The sequence below is a fragment of the Peribacillus sp. QJM3NY_7 genome, from assembly GCF_056173225.1.
Genome location: NZ_CM149663.1, coordinates 1,907,801 through 1,924,993, shown reverse-complemented (window position 1 = coordinate 1,924,993; position 17,193 = coordinate 1,907,801). Strand labels below are relative to the sequence as shown.

Genomic DNA, 17,193 nt, shown 5'->3' with positions numbered 1-17,193 from the left:
CCTTTTGTGTACCGCACTGACCCTTTATTCCAAATATAGAAATTAACACATAAAAACCCGATTAACTGACGATTTTCCGCAACAAATACAGCGCCTGACCGTTTTGCAAAGGATGCTTCATTGTATGGAAACTCATCTGCCATTACTGAATTGATTTTTTCTTTGAAAATTAACATTCATACTTTTGGTAAATATTTGTATTATAATAATATAAATATTTAATCTGTTACATTATGATAAAGATTATTTAACGAAGGGAAGGTTGCTTATCTTTAAGACCATTCTGTTCATTCACATTTGCGCTGGAGCAATATGTCTTATTAGTGGAATAGGTGCTATGTCTTCAAAGAAAAAAAGAGGTATGCATACAATTTGTGGTGAAATTTATCACAGTGCATATGTTGTAGTCTTTGTCACATCCCTGACTATGGCAATATTGAATTGGGAAAGCAGCGCATATTTATTTTTCATTGGAATATTTTCATATTCTTTCGCATTTATAGGCTATGTAGCTGGTAAGAAGAAATGGAAAAACTGGATTGCCTCTCATATTAGCGGGATGCTCGGTTCCTATATCGCTATTTGTACAGCAATTCTTGTAGTAAATGTATCCAATATAACTATCTTGAATGAATGGAACCCATTAATTTTTTGGTTTCTTCCAAGCATTATAGGTTCCCCTCTGATATTGTTGGTTGGAAAGAAGTATAAAAAATCCAATTCGATCTAAGTTCAGTCCAAATACCTCCTATTAACAAAAACCATTTAACAAATCCCAAAACAAAAAAACCCTCTCAATTAAGAGAAGGGCTTTTAACAATGGAGGAGTACCACTTAGGGGGTAGTACAATAATATAATTATCGCCAAACGAATACATTTATATTCACCCCCTTCCTCAAGTTGGTGAAAACGGCCTTGCGTGACATTGAAAAATGACGCCATAGTCGTTCCCATTCTGCCCTTCCAACGTTTTATCTCCTTTGATCGGAGTGTCGTGATTGGCATTATATTAATGGATTCAAATGATTAAAAGGTTGGATGGTCCTATCTTTGGTATTAAGGATGCCTCTTACACTATTCAATTTTCACCATGTTTCTGATATGCTTTTATCAATTGACAAAAGAAAGGTGTAGTTACAATGATAAAGGAATTCAAGGAATTTATTACTAAAGGAAACGTTCTAGATCTTGCAATAGCTGTAGTAATGGGTGCTGCTTTTGGGAAAATCGTTTCATCACTAGTAGATAATATTATCACACCGCTAATAGGAATTTTATTAGGTGGGGTAAATTTTTCTTCGTTATCTTTCACAGTTGGAAAAGCAGATGTTCAATACGGTCAATTTGTCCAAGCTGTGATTGATTTCTTGATCATTTCATTTGCGATTTTCATGTTTATGAAGGTAGCGAATTCTCTTATTAGAAAAAAACAAGCTAAAGAGGAAGAGGTATTGGAAGCGGTACCGGCATCCGAGCAATATTTAAAGGAAATCCGTGATCTTTTACAAAAAAATGCACGGCAGGATGAAACATCGTAAGTAAATACTGAATCAGTGAAAAAGTGCAGAAATAGTCAAAAATCAGAATAAGAAAAAGCCCCTCTCTTTAATGAACTGTGCCCTTCAAAATGGACAGTCTTAAAAAAAGACCTATAAATTAAGCAGCTAATAGTTGACTCCCGTATTGTGCGGGAGTCATTCTATTTAGGCTCCATTGGTAACGATTTGTATTGTAATCTTCCATATATTCTTCAATTAATTGGTGTAACTCATCAAAAGTTTGACACTCCAAATAATCCACTTCATCTTTATTAAAATGGCCAAAGAATGATTCCATAGGGGCATTGTCCCAACAGTTTCCCTTTCGGGACATGGATTGTTTCAGCCCTAGTTCTTTCACTCGGCGCTGGAACTCAGGGTGTGTATAATGAACGCCTTGGTCTGAATGAATGATCGCTTCAGGATGAATCAGATCATTTAGGGAATCAGAGAGCTTCTCCAATGTGTGATAGACAATCCCCATCTTGAGACTTCTAGATAAGTGAAAAGCGATGATTTCTCGTGTAACAGCATCTTTGACACAAGAAAGATAAGCTGGTTGTCCAGAACCATAATAAACGTAAGTAATATCTGTAAGGAAAACTTTCCTCGGTTCTCCTTGGTTAAAATTCCTGTTTAAGTGGTTTGGAACGGCCTTATGCTCATGAGTGGCTTTCGCTAATTTCTTATAAGGTTTTGCTTGACGAATTATGGCTTTAAGATTGAACTTATGCATAAGCCTTCGAATCTTTTTATGGTTCATCGTGACAAAATACTTATTCTCTAAAATCATTTTGATGGTGAGGGCACCTGCTTTTTTCTTCTTGGCCTCAAATACTTCCTTAATAAGTTCATAATCCTGCGAATCTTTCTTCTCGTGAGTCAATCGAATCCTTTCAGGATGTATCCAAGCATAATATCCACTACGACTGACTTCGGCCATTTCACAAAAATAACGGACCATATTGGTAAGATTATATTGGCGAATGATTTGTTCAATTAACGTGAATTTTTCACTCGTTGTCATTTTCTCTTCTTCGAAGCCTGCCTTTCGAGTTCGTCTAACTTTTTTAGAAATTCAAGTTCAGCCTCTAAATATTTAATACGAGCTTCAGCCTTTTTTAACTGATCTTCCTGCGAATACTCCTTGGATTTTGGTCTTCCTGGACTTCCTTTCCCACGTCGCTCTGTATAGAAGCCATCCTCGCCATATTGTTCAAACGTTTTTCTCCAACGTTTTAAGCAGCCTTTTGGTTTATCCGATCCAATCATCTCTAACTCAAAGCCATGTTCAATAAAGATTTGGGTAGGTGATTTACCAGCTTGATTCTCTTTAATAGCCTTTACCTTAAAGTCTGGATGATAAGCAATCGAACGATCTGAAACCTGTTTCACATGTGGATTATTCTCTAATTCCTTTATTTGAAATTCATTAAAATAAATCTTACTCATTTTGATTTCCTCCGCCCTATATCTGAAATGATTATAAACGGGGTTCTAGAAAAAGGACATAGAAAACCCCGAATAAGGGACTTTTTTTACTGTGTCCATTATTCGGGGTATAGTTCATTAATGGGAGGGGCTTTTTAATGTCATAATGAACTAGTATCCGTTACTATTACTATAACAAGACAGGCGACACTTATTAAAGAACCGTGTGTTGGAATTCGTAAAGCAAAGCGACAGTAATGTTGGCAATCAAAAGAGGCTCTCTATCAACTCAATAGCAAGTACAGCTGTAATAATTTTTATGATATGAACAGAATTATACAACACCCCTGCTTCTACATATTATTTATCGGCAATATTTATCCCGTAATGCAAGGGTATACTTAACCGATTGTACTGTACCTTTTTCTTGATCTTCAATCATTTGTTCTAAAAGTTCCTTTGGAGGATAATAGTAATCCAATGGTTTAATGACACTTAAATCATATGGAGGTTGTTCGACTTTGAAAGCTCCTTCTCCAACCGCAAAGACTCCGCCAGCACCAAGCTCTCTCTTAAAATTGACTGCATATGGAAAACACATTTCAACGTTGATTCTAGTTAGGGTAGATTTCTCAACAAGTATCTTAAAACACTCTTCTGTATCAATATTGCCTGTCCCTACTGGTACACCACATACCCTATAATCCTCGCCATCATGAATGATAATATGATCTTTAAAATGGGTTGTGAATGCATATGGCGCTAATTTTCTTACAGCTTCAACTGGATCCTCCCATGTCATCATTCCGTTGCCCACATCACAATGAGCGCTAACCCAAGGGCTGTTGACTTCATTTATTATTTGGATAACCTCATCTGTTAACTCTTCCTCATGATTTTCCACAGCTAGTTTTATCCTGTATTTCTCTAATAATGGTACAATTTGTTTGATATCTTCTGGTGCTTTTTTCAATCTTTCCGAATCATACTCTCCCAAGCATGTATACGTGCGAATCACATCCGCTCCGATTCTATGTGATGCCTCAATGACCTTTTTTAGATGTTCCGGATCGCTTCCATTTGTGTCTATTTCAGCGAAAAATCCATACTTTTGAATTTCTTTTCTTACTCTCTCTAAATATTCCGGCTCAAATGATTCTAATGTACCCCATCCTGACAACCCTGGCCATGGAACAATATTGATCATGACTCCGTCTAATCCCAATTCAGCTGTTTTTCTGATAAAACCGAAAATATCCATTCGACCCGTAATAATTTCAAGTGATAGCTTTCTGTTTCTAATCCAATTTTCATTTTTTCCCCACCTTTAATTAAGCATTTGATTTTTTTAAAAAGTTTTGTTGATTTTTTTCTTGTTTACGATTTTTAACTAAGCCGCTTATAATAAAACCTTTGACACCGAACGCAATCATTGTCAAAAGACAAGTCTTTTGCCTTCTATTCCTGGTGATCGGTCGAACATGCTTCCGTGTAGAATAAATCCAAACATAGAAGGGGCATATCCAACTAAGCAGGCTATAGAAACTGCTGTGCCACTTTTTTCTACCGGTCCGCTTAACATACCATTTTGATTTATTTTGATGAGTTACACTAATTAATTGAATAATATATAGAAGAATACAATTCGACCAATGAAGCCTAAATAGAATGCCTCCCGCACCATACGGGAATCATCAATTAGCTCCTTAAATTAAAAGTCTTTTTCGATTAATGTCCAGAAGTCATTTTAATACCTATAGCGCCTACAATGATACAAATAATGAATAGGTTTAATCTTAAACTTCTAGGTTCATTAAAGAAGATCATTCCTGCTAAAACACTTCCAACTGAGCCGATACTGGTCCATATTGCATAGGCAGTACCCACTGGAAGTGAAGTTAATGACAAGGATAGAAAATAAAAGCTTAAACTACCCAAAAAAAGACACGCTACAGAGGGGAGCAATTTTTTAAAGCCGTCTGCACGCTTCAGGCTAATAACACTACCAATCTCGGCAAATCCGGCAATAATAAGAAAAAACCAAGCCATTGAATCATCCCCTAACCTTGTATATTAGTTCATTTCCTTTAATGTTTAGGCTCTGCTGGATTGACTTTTATTCCAATTATCCCTAATATCATTAAAGCCATAAAAAATACTTTCAGTGGATCAATGGTCTCACCCCAAAAAAGCATCCCAATTACTACAGTTCCAACCGTTCCCAATCCAGTGAAAATGGCGTAACCAGTTCCTAATGGTATTGAATGTAAAGCTTTTGAAAGTAAAAAGAAACTAAAGATTATAATAACTACCGTAAATATACTAGGTATAATTTTGGTGAATCCGTATGAATGTTTAAGACCAATCACCCAGACAATTTCCAAAAGTCCTGCCATTATGATATATATCCATGCCATTTTATCGCTCTCTCCTTTGGCATTGACACTTATTTTTGAACCACGAAGTTCTCCATATATCGATAAATCGCATAAGCTACCCCATTTTCATCATTATTAAGGGTTGTCGTTGTGCAAACAGTTTTTATGACATCTTTTGCATTTCCCATCGCTACGCTGTATCCAACTTTCTGGAACATGGATAAATCATTGTTGCTGTCCCCGATTGCCATAGCCGTATCTAATGAGCCATTCATCAAGAAAGCCAATTTTTCAAGGGCTATTCCTTTTGAAGCTTTTTTACTGGTAATCTCAATGTTATGATCAGCAGATGAAACGACCATCAACTCATCAAACTTTTTGAATTGGTTCCAGGCTTCCTCTAATTTATTTTCATCAAAAGAACATGCTAAAATGTTATAGAATTCTTCCTCCTGTTTTAAGATATCATGATAGTTGTCAACTAAAACATATCCAAACTGGTCAAATTGCCTTTCCGCTATTTCAACTAATTCTTTCATATCTGGATTCAAATCTGCGCTTTTCAAACTTTTAATCTCGTTATGGAAATGTTCTCTTCCTTTTTTAAGAGTATAGATGGCTTTATCAGTGAACACTTCGTAATAATAATTCCGTTCATCTAACCATTGGAGAATGGATTCAACACGATCTTTAGTTATCGTAATAGAAGAAATGCACTTTGCGCTTTTTGAATGAATGGTTGCTCCATTTGTCCCGATTACAAATGGGGATATCCCGGCTTTTTCACATATTGTTTGAACGTCAAAATAAGCCCGTCCTGTTGAAATAACTACTTCAAAGCCTCTATTTTGGGCATATTGAATCGCCTTTATATTTTCTTCACTAATTTCATTCTGGTCGTTTAATAATGTTCCGTCTAAGTCTATCGCAATGAAACTCATGCTATATAGCTCCTTTTCATTCTATCTATTAAATTTTCTTTCTAGCTTTTTTTGCTGCTATCAAGAAAAGAGAGTACTCCCTCTTTCATCTCTTTTATGGGCTATGCTTGAATCCAATTGACTTCCTCTAATTTGGAATCATTTCTCCATTCCTCTGGAAATGGCTGTTCGCAGACAATCACATCTACTTTTTCTAGAGGACAAACTTTACAAAAAGTGTCAACACCAATTTTAGAGTAATCCGTTAGCAATATGACTTGCTTTGATACCTCGACCATTTTGCGTGAAACTAATGTTTCACGTAAATGATAATTACTAACACCACTTTGAATGGAAACACCACCAGCTGAAATGAACGCTTTATCGATATTAAATTGATTTAACATTTGTTCAGTGAGACCCCCGCATATAGATTGATGCTTTGGATCAATTTGTCCTCCCAGTAATAGAATTTGTCCTGTAAACTTATTTTGATTGAGCAATTCGGTCAACACAGACGACACAGGAAGAGAATTGGTTAAAATCGTAATGTCTTTTTTATTTTCAATACACTGGGCAAATTTAAGCATGGTTGTACCTACATCAATGGCAATCACATCTCCGTTGGAAATAAGTTCCACCGCTTTTTTCCCAACCTTGATTTTCGCATCTTGATTCACCGTTGTACGCTGTGTAAATGGAGGCTCCTCAAATTCAAAGACTGTTTTAATCGCTCCACCGTAAACCCTCTTTAACAGTCCTTTTTCCTCTAATATCATCAAATCGCGTCGAATCGTTTCCTCTGAAACATTAAATTGATCAACTAATTCTATAACTTTTACTTTTCCCATTTTGTTAAGTTCTTTTAAAATTTCATTCTTTCTTTCTTCAGGCAAAACAGACATATTTCTCCCCCTAGATCATCAATACTTTATAACATAATGCATTCTTTCTTCGGTACAAGAATTTGAACGCGTGCTCCTTGCTCAAACATTTCCCCACGGTGGTGAAGATAGTCTACATGAAAAGCGCACTCCTCTGTTTCTACTTCATATCTCAAAACATTACCTGCCATGGAAACATCTTTAATGAATCCTTTAATTCCCCAGTTCCCTTGTAAGTCCAACCTGTCTTCACCAACAGAAACTATTTGTAAAACTTCTGGACGAATGGCAACTTCATTCCCTTTTAATTCTGTGGCGCGAACAAGTTTTTGGAAAACTTCCATATTACAGACATTATAATTCCCGATAAATTTTGCAACAAATGTATTGACTGGAGAAGTATAAATTTCTGAAGGAGAACCGGATTGTACAACTTGTCCTTTATTCATGACAAAAATCCGATCAGACATCGTCATTGCTTCTTCCTGATCATGTGTAACAAAAATAGTTGTGATATCTAATTCTTTCTGTATTCTCTTTAATTCTTTTTGCAAACTTTTTCTAATTTTAGCATCTAATGCGCTTAACGGCTCATCCAGAAGCAGTACTTTTGGCTCCATGACAAGCGCACGGGCAAGAGCAACCCTCTGCTGTTGTCCACCAGATAATTGATGAGGATAAGACTCTTCTTTTCCTATTAAATCAACCATATCAATCATATTTTTCACTTTTGACTTAAGATTTTTCACCTTTTTCATTTTAAGGCCGTAAGCGATATTATCAAAAACATTCATATTCGGGAAAAGCGCATAAGACTGAAACACCATACCGACTTCACGCTGACGCGGTGATAAATCAGTAATATCTTTTCCATCAATTAAGATTCTTCCTACATCAACGTCTTCAAGTCCCGCAATGGAACGTAATAATGTACTTTTTCCGCACCCGCTTTGCCCAAGAAGTGTAGCAAATTCACCTTTTTTTAATGTTAAAGAAATATTATTTAAAACTAATTGATTGTCATATCCCTTAGTCACTTGTTCGATGGTTACATAGCTCATTAGTTTTCACCTTCTAAAGTAGTATTTTATGACGGTATTTTTCTTAAAAAAATGAAGGAATTCGCTTCTTATTTTGACCCGACAGGATTTCTTTTGTTTCTAAACGTAAGCTTTAATACAGTCCCCGTTAAAAGTAAAATCATTGAATAATAGGTAATAACAATTGCACTTGTTAAGTGACCACTGCTGTTAAGTTTGTCGGATAGATAAATTTGAAGGGTTTCGAATCGGCCCCCGACAAGCAAATTGGCAAAAGCAAACTCACTAAATAAAAGAGAGACAGATAATAAGGTAGACACTAAAATTCCAGATATAATATTTGGAAACACCACCGTACGAAAGGCTTGGAATTTTGTGGCACCGAGTAATTCAGCTGCATCAACAAGTTGTACAGCATTAAGCGTACGAAGGCTGTTACGAATTCCTTGATACATAAATGGTAGAATGGTTATGAAATAAGCACCAATTAAAATCCAAGGTGTTCCGGCAATTTGAATCGGTCCAGCAGAATAAAGCTTGATTAATCCCACAGCTCCAACAATGGGAGGAACTCCATAAGGAAGCATGGCTGCGGCTTGGAGTAATCCTTCCCATTTACTGAAATATACCGTGATAATAAAAATTGTCGGAAGCATTATAACAACACTAAGACCTACAGACATGACAATTAAAAACAGTGTTCGTCGGAAAGCATCATAAAACCGTTCATCTTGAAACAATTCAATATACCATTTCATTGTATAACTCTCAGGTAAAATGGTATGATCCCATTTACCAGCAATCGAGAATAAAAGTGTTCCTACAAGCGGAATTAATAAATATATAACTAGTAATCCAACAAATAATTTATGAAATGTCAATGAAGACTTCATCGTAGATCCCTCCTAACTCTACGCATCATTTTTTCATTGAACCACATCGCCCCTATCATGGTCGTAGCTAGAAGAACTCCCAACGCACTACCTAGCTGCGGCTTTAATGCAACATCACTAGCAACTAGAGAAGCAATTTGCAATGACAATATGTTATAGTTGCTGCCGACCAATGCATAGGCTGTTGCGTAGGCTCCCATCGCATTAGCAAACAAAATACTGAATGTACCTACAATACTAGGTAAAAGAACTGGAACCCCTATCCGAAGCCAAAATGAAAATGTTGACCCTCCTAATAATGAAGATGCTTCTTTCCATTGTTGCCTAATTCCTTGATAAGACGGGTAAATAAGCATAACGGCAAGCGGAATTTGAAAATAAATATAAACAAGAATGAGGCCTGTCCAGGAATATAAATTAAAATCTGCAAACAGGTCCCAACCAATCTTGGCAAATAGCAACGTAAACAACCCATTGTTTCCAAGTAAGATAATATATGAAAATGAAAGGGGAATCCCTTCAAAGTTCGACGTCATATTGGTAACCATCAGTAGTCGGTTTTGTATTTTTTGAGAGAACTTTGTAAACGAATAGGCTGCAATGACTGCTACAATCACAGAAGTTATAGCAGAGAACAAGGAAATGACCAGGCTATTTTTAATGGCTTGTAAGTAAAATTCACTTTTGAATATGGTTAAATATTGATCAATCGTAACTTGAATTCCATCATCTGCATAAAAACTATTTTTAATCATTGCCACTAATGGTCCTATCTCAAATCCAATCACAAACATAATAAATGGCAGTAAAAGAGCTAATAAGTAAATTTTTTGTTTTTTTATTTTTCGCAAGACTTCTCGCTCCTCTATGTTCTCTAACAATTTGGGAATTGGTCTAACAGTACATTCGTTAAACCAATTCCAGTCAATCTTGAATCATCATTTAATGTTTTTACAGGGTGACTTTTCCTTTCAGACCTGGAAATTGATATGAAATCATTTTATCGGACGGCTCAATATTTAATAGTTCACAAACGAGCGGTGCAAAAGCTAATTGCGGAACCACTTCACCATAAATGCCAGGCTCAACTTTTGGACTAATGATAAAGAGCGGTACATCACGTTCACCATCAGTTATGCCGCCATGGTTGCCATATTCACTCATGCCATGATCCGATGTAATTAATATGTGGTAACCTTCTTTGATCCAAATTGGCAATAGTTGTGCCAACAAGCTTCCCATTTTTAGGATTTGCTCACGATATTCTTTTGATTCCGATCCAAAAATTTCTCCTTTTACATCTACACCGAGCGGATGAATAAATAAAAAGTGAGGGTCATACTTTCTGCGTAAAGCTTCTGCATCCATTAACACATGGCTATCTGGATAGTCATCGTCCCAATAAAATTTTCCGTATTGAATTGGATTGGATTCATCTTCTTGCTCACGGTCTTCAATAAATTGGAATGGCGTACGATTATAAAGTTCGCTTACCCAGTAATAGGACACTGTTCCGTTTCTTAACCCGTTTTCTTTCGTAAGATGAAAGAGACTTTTCTCAGTAGATAAACGAACGGCTTGATTGGACGTAATCCCATTCATTGAAGCCGGCGTACCTGTTAACAACACTTCATATAATGGACGGGAAAGACTTGGAAGCTCCGACTTAACTTTGTAAAGTGACGCTTGATTCGTTTCGACTAAATGCTGAATAAATCCCAGCGCTTCGCATGCTTTATCGTATCTCATGCCATCAACAACAATTGCTATTACTTTATTTGACATGGACTAACACCTCTTCTTGCCAAATCTGAGGTAAATTTTTAGCCGTTTCTTCCCAAGCTTTGTAATCTTCAATTGGTTTTGCATTTTTGTACTGTTCTTCTGGAACCATTTTTTCAGCTACTTCTTTCGGAAGTTCTATATCGCGAATTGGACGGGCAAATCCTTTAGCTAAATTAATTTGTCCTTCATCGCTTAAGATATATTCTCTAGTTGCCATCGCCGCATGCGGATGCTTTGCAAATTTGTTAATAATGGTTGCGTAGCCGCTTACGACTGAACCTTCAGTTGGAATGGTCACTTCAAATTGATCGCGGTTAATTTGGTCAGCGTAACCAAGAGCATTGAAATCCCAAACAAGGGCAACTTCCACTTCCCCTTTTTCGATGTTAGCCGGCTTGGCATCAGTTAAACTAAGGCGGCCTTGCTTGGCAAGCTTAGCAAAAAAGTCAATTCCTGGTTGGAGATTTGTTTCATCACCGCCGTTAGCGATAGCGGCAGCAAGTACGGCCATTTGATTCTGTGTACCACGCTGAACATCTCCCACTGTTACTTTATAATCCCCTCTTAATATGTCATCCCAAGATTTAGGCGGGTTATCTACTAATTCTTTATTAGTAAAGAATGCAATCGTTCCTTGATAGCCAACAACCCAATCTCCATTGTCATCTTTTGCCCACTCAGGTACCTCGTCCCAATAGGAAGTTTTATATGGCATCGTTAATTCTTTTTGTTCCGCAATTGGCCCAAAGGAAATCCCTACATCGCCGATATCGGCTGTTGCATTCTCTCCTTCAGATTCCATTTTGGCAATCTCTTCGGCACTGGACAAATCTGTATCATTGTGTTTCAATGTATATTTTTTCATTACTTCATTCCAAGTTTCTCCCCAGTTAGCCCATGAATCAGGCATACCTACACTATTAATAGTCCCCTCTTCTTTTGCCTTTGTTTCAATTTCTTTCAAGGTTAACGAACTTGGATCCTTAACCACTGGAGCAGCCTCCTCATTAGTAGCTCCACAAGCAGCTAATCCCAGTACACTCACCCCTAACATCAAAGCTTGAATAGACTTGTAACAATTCTTCTTGAATGTGCGATTCATAAAAAGTGCCTCCATTTAGTGTGGAATCTTTAATGTTCATTACTGTTTATTACGGTTTAATCATAATCAGAAAACATTAATCCCACATAAACCAAATGTTAAGATTTTGTAAACCTGCTCTTTATTTCTCCAACTCATCAGCTTTTATCTTCATAAGCATTAACAACAGTCCGCAAACAGGACCAAGGAAAGGCAAGTCTATAAAATAGAATGTGAAAAATTTTTCATTAAAAACATATCATCCTTTTCCCCTTCTTTTTAGCTCGCCATTAACAAAAATCCATTTAGCTAAATAAATTTTCATAAAAAAAACTCTCTTGATACAAGAGAGTTCAGACTGTAGACAAACTCGATGAAAATCGAGTTTGTCTATTTTTTATGAGTTGTACAATTGGCCGTTGATTTTCCACTCCAGGCACTCGCTTTCCGCGGGCGGTCGGGGAGCCTCCTCGGCTTTCGCCTGCGGGGTCTCCCCTAGACGCGCTTTTCCCGCAGGAGTCTCGTACCTTCCGTTCCAATCAACTTTGTCTTACCTTTTAGATAAACACTTTTGCCTGGAGTCATTTTTGTTTTAAAATAGAAGTATTAAAACTTGAGGTGATGAGGATGCTTTCTAAACATGATTCTATTCAGCGAGATCAACTTGAAATGATTACGTTAGATCAACTGGTGCCACCGAACCATTTGGTTCGTAAAATGGAGGCTGCCATTGACTTTCACTTTCATTTATGACTTGGTGAAAGAGATGTATTCAGAGGTAGGACGCCCAAGTATTGATCCAGTTATTTTAGTTAAACTGACATTCATTCAATATACCTTCGGTATTCGTTCCATGCGTAAAACGATTGAAGAAGTTGAAACCAATATGGCTTACCGTTGGTTCTTAGGCTATGGTTTCCATGATAAAGTACCTCATTTCTCTACGTTCGGGAAAAATTATGAGCGACGCTTTAAAGATACAGACCTGTTTGAACAGATTTTCTATCGCATTTTAATGACAGCTGCTAATAAAAAGTTAATAAGTGCTGAACACGTTTTCGTGGATTCCACACATGTGAAAGCCAGTGCGAATAAACGGAAATTTGAAAAGAAAATCGTTCGTAAAGAAACACGAGCGTATCAAGGGCGTCTTCAAGAAGAAATCAATCAAGATCGTGAAAACCATGGAAAGAAGCCTTTTCCATTAGATAAATTTGATAAAGAAGAGACCAAAGAGATTAAAGAAAGTACAACGGATTCTGAGAGTGGCTACTATGTGAAAGATGAACGAACAAAACAGTTTGCCTATTCATTCCACGCGGCTGCAGATCGCAACGGTTTTGTATTGGGAACGATTGTAACACCTGGAAATATACATGACAGTCAGATCTTAGAGCCACTAGTTGAACAAGTGATTGAGAAAGTTGGAAAACCGGAAGCCGTTGCCGCAGATGCAGCTTATAAAACACCAGCGATTACAAGCTACCTATTTAACAAAGAAATCATACCGGCTTTACCTTATACACGTCCTCGCACCAAAGAAGGATTTTTCCGCAAACAGGACTATGTATACGATGAACATTTTGATTGTTACCTTTGCCCTGCGGGCGAAACTTTAAAGTACTCAACAACCAATAAAGAGGGCTATCGCGAGTACAAATCGCCAAAACAAATTTGTACAACATGCTCATTTTTATCTCGGTGTACAGAAAGCAAAGACTGTCAAAAAGTGGTGACACGGCATATTTGGCAAACACATGTGGAAGAAGCAGAAGCAGATCATCTGCGTCATCATCAAGATGTAAAAACTATATATGCGAAACGTAAAGAAACGATTGAGCGTGTATTCGCAGATGCAAAAGAAAAGCATGGTATGCGTTGGACAACTTTAAGGGGACTTAAAAAATTGTCGATGCAGGCGATGCTTACTTTCGCTGCTATTAATTTAAAGAAGATGGCCAATTGGACATGGCGAGGTCCAAAAATGGCCTAACATAGTGGGCTCGTAGAGCCCCAATCTCTTAACTTCAGGAAAAAATTCAAAGGGAATCTCAAAAAGGGGTTCGGAATTTTTTAATTCCGAACCCCTTTTGTCTACAAACTGAACTCTCTTGATACAAGAGAGTTTTACATAGATCTTATTATTATCAATGTTTGGCTATATATAATAATTGGTCTGGGCGGAATTTTTATACCTCATCCATTCCCCCAATTATAGCGCACACTACTAAACTGATAATTACAATATAAAAGTCGTTACACTTCAAAGCCATGTCGAGACTATGAACTATAATAGCCACACCAATTGTAACCGTCACAGTTTATTTCATATGATCTGGAATTCTTCTTTCAAAAGCCCAAATACTGTTCCGAGCACTATACCTAGTGCATTAGCAGAGGAAGCACTTTTTTTCAATTATTGTAAAAATTCAAGAGAGGAAGAAATAAATATGCGTCATATTTTCGTCAATTCCACTACCCTTAGCGCTTTTCTTTTTCCACTTATTTAACTAAAACGAAGCTTCCTCCGCCAATGAGAAGCTCCTTCCCCCCTGCCTAGACTACACCATTTCATTCATTTCAGACTGGGCTAAATCACCAGCTGCTTTCACACGAATACGGGTTGCATTCCCAGGCATATATGCTAAAGGTACATCTTCTAATTTTCGAGTGATTTTTTATTATGCCTCAAGAGATTCGTCCATGGTCAAAACAAACTAATCCTTTGGCAACATCGGCATTAGTATGTCCTTTTTGTTGGATCCAGATAGCAGATTCATGGTTCAAAAATCATTTTGTTTAGGTTTCCAAAAAAACAAAAAATCCATTTATCATTAAATAATGAAAAATGGATTTTAATAAACATTTATAAGATTGTAGTTATAGACCCAGGTAATCCATTTTAAAGACTCTTCCGACGGCGCGCAGAAACTGATAAAGGTTAGAAAAATTGAAAGATCACGGAGGTTCTGCAATGAAGACAAAGATTTTGCTTGATTATTTATACCCATTTTTCACCTAATAAATATGTGCATGATCATAAATCTCCTCTCTCCTTATATTTTTACATTTATTATTATTATAAGGAGGAGGATCATTTAGCAAGCTACAGGTTATAAACGGTTCTCTTATTTACACTTATAAACGTTAAGAATTTCGTTGTGTTGTAATGAAGGAGAATAAATCCGAAACGAAATAATCGTTTCCCTCCAGAGGGGATGCAATTACATTGTTTCATAGTTTTTTATTTCAAATTCATTTAAAGGCCGATTAATCGACTTACTCAATTTTTTAATAAGCTCTTGGTAATCCTTAGTATCATTGGGATCTATACCTTCTCTGACGTTTAGTATCTCGTATCGGTCATACTGTTCTGGAATAAGTTTTCCGTCTACATGGATATAAAGCCTATATTTGATCCTTAGATTCATATTACCATCTCCTTTACTATCAGTTCGATATTGGATGCTATTTTCCTGCAAGAAAAAAAGCCTATATGTGATGCTCCACTATCTATTCATTTATAACCCGAATGTGGTAGCTCGTATTATCTCAAAACCTCTTATTTATATATATATATTACATTTGAGGAGCACATATACCCGAAGAATCATAAGGAGGAATTGTTATATAAATTATAGAACAGCATATTAATGAATATGCTGTATTGAATAAACCTGAATACTTTGTTCTTACTGTATAAATTGTCCAATACGAAAAAACTAGTGTATATGGAGGTTTTTTAATGAATCACCTCGAGCCAGTATTAGAAATGTATAACTATCACGCATGGGCAAATGGAGTCATCATCGATCGGTTAAATGAACTTCCAGAACACATTTACCATAAGGAAATTCAAAGTGGTTTTTCGTCGGTATCAAAAGTGTTGTCTCACATTTATCTGACAGATTACACATGGTTTGATATTATCTCTGGTATAAGTATGGATGAAGCAATGGCATCTTCTAGTGAATTAAAAAAAGAGGTGGAAAAGAAAAGTATTGAGGAAATGAAAAAAATATTTATAGACTTGTACGAAAGAAACAAAGCAATTCTGAGTACAGAGGATATGGAAAAGGTAATGGTTGTGGATAACCCATATGCTGGGTCGCTTGAAACTACCATTTCCGAATCGGTATTACACCTTGTCACTCACGGATCATATCATCGTGGCAATATAGCTACCATGTTACGGCAAATGGGGCACACTTCCGTTATGCAAGATTTTGGTCTTTACCTTTATACAAAATAGAACACCAAACTATATACCATTTCCTGAATAGGGGGATGTATCGATGGATGAACTAGTTGGCTCTTGTGTTCGCTGTGCACATGATGTGTATTGTACGGCTGGTTTTCTGAACGGTATTCTTTTAGATAACAAGAATATCTTATGTTTTAATTGTAAGGATATTTTAAATGCGATGATCAAAGAAGAAAGTTTGGAGGAGGAGAATCAAAACTAGATGTTTAAATAGGTCATGCCAAATTAATGGCATGACCTATTTTGCCCGATGAACAGTCAGATTGACCTTGTTGGTTTCACACATGAACGTTGAGAGGTGCACAGGTTGGTCGTTTGCATCGAAAGCAATCTTCACTATTCTAAATAAATTTGCGCCAATATCGCATTCTAAATATTTAGCATGGATTTTTGTAGCACCAATCACGTCTATAATTTTATCGTTACTGACTATTTCGGTATGGTAATCTTCCAATAGGATCTTATAAGTTGATTCATCCCTTGCAATCTTCTTTTCCAAATCCGGAAAACGAAGTAACGAATAATGAGCGGTATCGTAGAAAAGCGGACGCTCATCTACATACATGAGTCGCTCCAGTTCGAGAACGGGGCTTCCTTCTTCAATGAGGAGATGACCTGCAACATCTTTTGGTGCAGCTATGACCTCACTTCTTAAAATCCGGGAATTCGGTATCTTCCCAAGCTGATGACTAAACTCTGAGAATCCACTTATGGATAACAACTCATTATGAAACTTATTAGATGCAACAAAGGTTCCCCTGCGCGGAATACGTGTCAGTGTTCCTTCCTTAACCAATTCCTCGATTGCTTTTCGAATGGTGATGCGGCTAACGTTATAAGTTTCACAAAGCTCTGCTTCGGTTGGGATTTGTTCATCTGGTTTGTATTTACCGTTCTGAATATCATTCTTCAACATTTGCCTTATTTGCATATATAGTGGCTGGGGGGTTGAAGGATTTAAATTCATATTAGATTCAT

General features: G+C 36.8%; 17 protein-coding genes and 1 pseudogene. 5 read left to right on the top strand and 13 right to left on the bottom strand.

Annotated features, from left to right (window positions below; all coding sequences use genetic code 11):
• Nucleotides 1-262 precede the first annotated feature (262 nt).
• Both AC0VX1_RS09345 and mscL read left to right on the top strand, forming a co-directional pair.
• Complete coding sequence (locus tag AC0VX1_RS09345; RefSeq protein ID WP_095679504.1) at nt 263-730, top strand: DUF2306 domain-containing protein; 468 nt, start codon at nt 263-265, stop codon at nt 728-730.
• A gap of 410 nt (nt 731-1,140) precedes the next feature.
• Nucleotides 1,141-1,539, top strand: a complete 399-nt coding sequence (gene mscL / locus AC0VX1_RS09340) for a large conductance mechanosensitive channel protein MscL (protein WP_475470874.1) — start codon at nt 1,141-1,143, stop codon at nt 1,537-1,539.
• Between the two features lie 118 nt (nt 1,540-1,657).
• Here the strand turns inward: mscL and AC0VX1_RS09335 are convergent.
• The 11 genes from AC0VX1_RS09335 to AC0VX1_RS09285 form a co-directional block, all read right to left on the bottom strand.
• Nucleotides 1,658-2,991, bottom strand: a protein-coding gene (locus AC0VX1_RS09335) for an IS3 family transposase (protein ID WP_475470872.1) whose coding sequence is annotated in 2 segments (ribosomal slippage) — nt 1,658-2,604 and nt 2,604-2,991 — 1,335 coding nt in all. Because the reading frame shifts where the segments join, the coding sequence is not laid out codon by codon here.
• Between the two features lie 343 nt (nt 2,992-3,334).
• A complete protein-coding gene (locus tag AC0VX1_RS09330; protein ID WP_475470870.1) occupies nt 3,335-4,177 on the bottom strand; it encodes a sugar phosphate isomerase/epimerase family protein in 843 nt (280 codons plus the stop codon).
• 521 nt (nt 4,178-4,698) lie between these two features.
• The gene (locus AC0VX1_RS09325) at nt 4,699-5,019 is read right to left on the bottom strand and encodes a DMT family transporter (protein ID WP_034313134.1); all 321 of its coding nucleotides are present in this window, start codon (nt 5,017-5,019) and stop codon (nt 4,699-4,701) included.
• A 38-nt stretch (nt 5,020-5,057) separates the two neighbouring features.
• Entirely contained in the window at nt 5,058-5,387 is a 330-nt protein-coding gene (locus tag AC0VX1_RS09320) for a DMT family transporter (RefSeq protein WP_034313138.1), read from the bottom strand.
• A gap of 29 nt (nt 5,388-5,416) precedes the next feature.
• Nucleotides 5,417-6,289, bottom strand: a complete 873-nt coding sequence (locus tag AC0VX1_RS09315; protein WP_475470867.1) for a Cof-type HAD-IIB family hydrolase — start codon at nt 6,287-6,289, stop codon at nt 5,417-5,419.
• A 101-nt stretch (nt 6,290-6,390) separates the two neighbouring features.
• Complete coding sequence (locus AC0VX1_RS09310; protein WP_475470865.1) at nt 6,391-7,173, bottom strand: DeoR/GlpR family DNA-binding transcription regulator; 783 nt, start codon at nt 7,171-7,173, stop codon at nt 6,391-6,393.
• 26 nt (nt 7,174-7,199) lie between these two features.
• Entirely contained in the window at nt 7,200-8,213 is a 1,014-nt protein-coding gene (locus AC0VX1_RS09305) for an ABC transporter ATP-binding protein (RefSeq protein ID WP_475470864.1), read from the bottom strand.
• Between the two features lie 68 nt (nt 8,214-8,281).
• A complete protein-coding gene (locus AC0VX1_RS09300; protein ID WP_057276218.1) occupies nt 8,282-9,085 on the bottom strand; it encodes an ABC transporter permease in 804 nt (267 codons plus the stop codon).
• Entirely contained in the window at nt 9,082-9,936 is an 855-nt protein-coding gene (locus tag AC0VX1_RS09295) for an ABC transporter permease (RefSeq protein ID WP_063576769.1), read from the bottom strand. Before AC0VX1_RS09295 ends, AC0VX1_RS09300 begins: the two co-directional genes overlap by 4 nt.
• Nucleotides 9,937-10,036: 100 nt before the next feature.
• On the bottom strand, nt 10,037-10,870 hold the full coding sequence (locus AC0VX1_RS09290; protein ID WP_475470861.1) for an alkaline phosphatase family protein: 834 nt from the start codon (nt 10,868-10,870) through the stop codon (nt 10,037-10,039).
• Nucleotides 10,860-11,972 carry an ABC transporter substrate-binding protein gene (locus tag AC0VX1_RS09285; protein WP_475470859.1) on the bottom strand — a complete coding sequence of 371 codons (1,113 nt, stop codon included), beginning with the start codon at nt 11,970-11,972 and terminating at the stop codon, nt 10,860-10,862. The genes AC0VX1_RS09290 and AC0VX1_RS09285 overlap by 11 nt, the downstream gene beginning before the upstream one ends.
• 606 nt (nt 11,973-12,578) lie before the next feature.
• Here AC0VX1_RS09285 and AC0VX1_RS09280 point away from each other — a divergent pair.
• A pseudogene (locus tag AC0VX1_RS09280) lies at nt 12,579-13,944 on the top strand (IS1182 family transposase).
• Between the two features lie 1,231 nt (nt 13,945-15,175).
• Here the strand turns inward: AC0VX1_RS09280 and AC0VX1_RS09275 are convergent.
• A complete protein-coding gene (locus tag AC0VX1_RS09275; protein ID WP_053534520.1) occupies nt 15,176-15,382 on the bottom strand; it encodes a hypothetical protein in 207 nt (68 codons plus the stop codon).
• 314 nt (nt 15,383-15,696) lie between these two features.
• On the opposite strand from AC0VX1_RS09275, the gene AC0VX1_RS09270 reads away from it, so the two are divergent.
• Both AC0VX1_RS09270 and AC0VX1_RS09265 read left to right on the top strand, forming a co-directional pair.
• Nucleotides 15,697-16,203, top strand: coding sequence for a DinB family protein (locus AC0VX1_RS09270; RefSeq protein ID WP_475470857.1), 507 nt, complete (start codon nt 15,697-15,699; stop codon nt 16,201-16,203).
• 43 nt (nt 16,204-16,246) lie between these two features.
• Nucleotides 16,247-16,417 carry a hypothetical protein gene (locus AC0VX1_RS09265; RefSeq protein WP_170946962.1) on the top strand — a complete coding sequence of 57 codons (171 nt, stop codon included), beginning with the start codon at nt 16,247-16,249 and terminating at the stop codon, nt 16,415-16,417.
• Between the two features lie 36 nt (nt 16,418-16,453).
• Here the strand turns inward: AC0VX1_RS09265 and AC0VX1_RS09260 are convergent, their stop codons facing one another.
• Nucleotides 16,454-17,182 carry a GntR family transcriptional regulator gene (locus AC0VX1_RS09260; protein WP_048678490.1) on the bottom strand — a complete coding sequence of 243 codons (729 nt, stop codon included), beginning with the start codon at nt 17,180-17,182 and terminating at the stop codon, nt 16,454-16,456.
• Nucleotides 17,183-17,193 lie beyond the last annotated feature (11 nt).

Excerpts from the sequence above, each read along its gene's own strand:
- AC0VX1_RS09310 (WP_475470865.1), bottom strand. The coding sequence starts at position 7,173 with ATGTCTGTTTTGCCTGAAGAAAGAAAGAATGAAATTTTAAAAGAACTT.
- AC0VX1_RS09290 (WP_475470861.1), bottom strand. The coding sequence starts at position 10,870 with ATGTCAAATAAAGTAATAGCAATTGTTGTTGATGGCATGAGATACGAT.
- AC0VX1_RS09315 (WP_475470867.1), bottom strand. The coding sequence starts at position 6,289 with ATGAGTTTCATTGCGATAGACTTAGACGGAACATTATTAAACGACCAG.
- mscL (WP_475470874.1), top strand. The coding sequence starts at position 1,141 with ATGATAAAGGAATTCAAGGAATTTATTACTAAAGGAAACGTTCTAGAT.
- AC0VX1_RS09275 (WP_053534520.1), bottom strand. The coding sequence starts at position 15,382 with ATGAATCTAAGGATCAAATATAGGCTTTATATCCATGTAGACGGAAAA.
- AC0VX1_RS09260 (WP_048678490.1), bottom strand. The coding sequence starts at position 17,182 with ATGAATTTAAATCCTTCAACCCCCCAGCCACTATATATGCAAATAAGG.
- AC0VX1_RS09300 (WP_057276218.1), bottom strand. The coding sequence starts at position 9,085 with ATGAAGTCTTCATTGACATTTCATAAATTATTTGTTGGATTACTAGTT.
- AC0VX1_RS09265 (WP_170946962.1), top strand. The coding sequence starts at position 16,247 with ATGGATGAACTAGTTGGCTCTTGTGTTCGCTGTGCACATGATGTGTAT.
- AC0VX1_RS09285 (WP_475470859.1), bottom strand. The coding sequence starts at position 11,972 with ATGAATCGCACATTCAAGAAGAATTGTTACAAGTCTATTCAAGCTTTG.
- AC0VX1_RS09270 (WP_475470857.1), top strand. The coding sequence starts at position 15,697 with ATGAATCACCTCGAGCCAGTATTAGAAATGTATAACTATCACGCATGG.
- AC0VX1_RS09320 (WP_034313138.1), bottom strand. The coding sequence starts at position 5,387 with ATGGCATGGATATATATCATAATGGCAGGACTTTTGGAAATTGTCTGG.
- AC0VX1_RS09330 (WP_475470870.1), bottom strand. The coding sequence starts at position 4,177 with ATGATCAATATTGTTCCATGGCCAGGGTTGTCAGGATGGGGTACATTA.
- AC0VX1_RS09325 (WP_034313134.1), bottom strand. The coding sequence starts at position 5,019 with ATGGCTTGGTTTTTTCTTATTATTGCCGGATTTGCCGAGATTGGTAGT.
- AC0VX1_RS09305 (WP_475470864.1), bottom strand. The coding sequence starts at position 8,213 with ATGAGCTATGTAACCATCGAACAAGTGACTAAGGGATATGACAATCAA.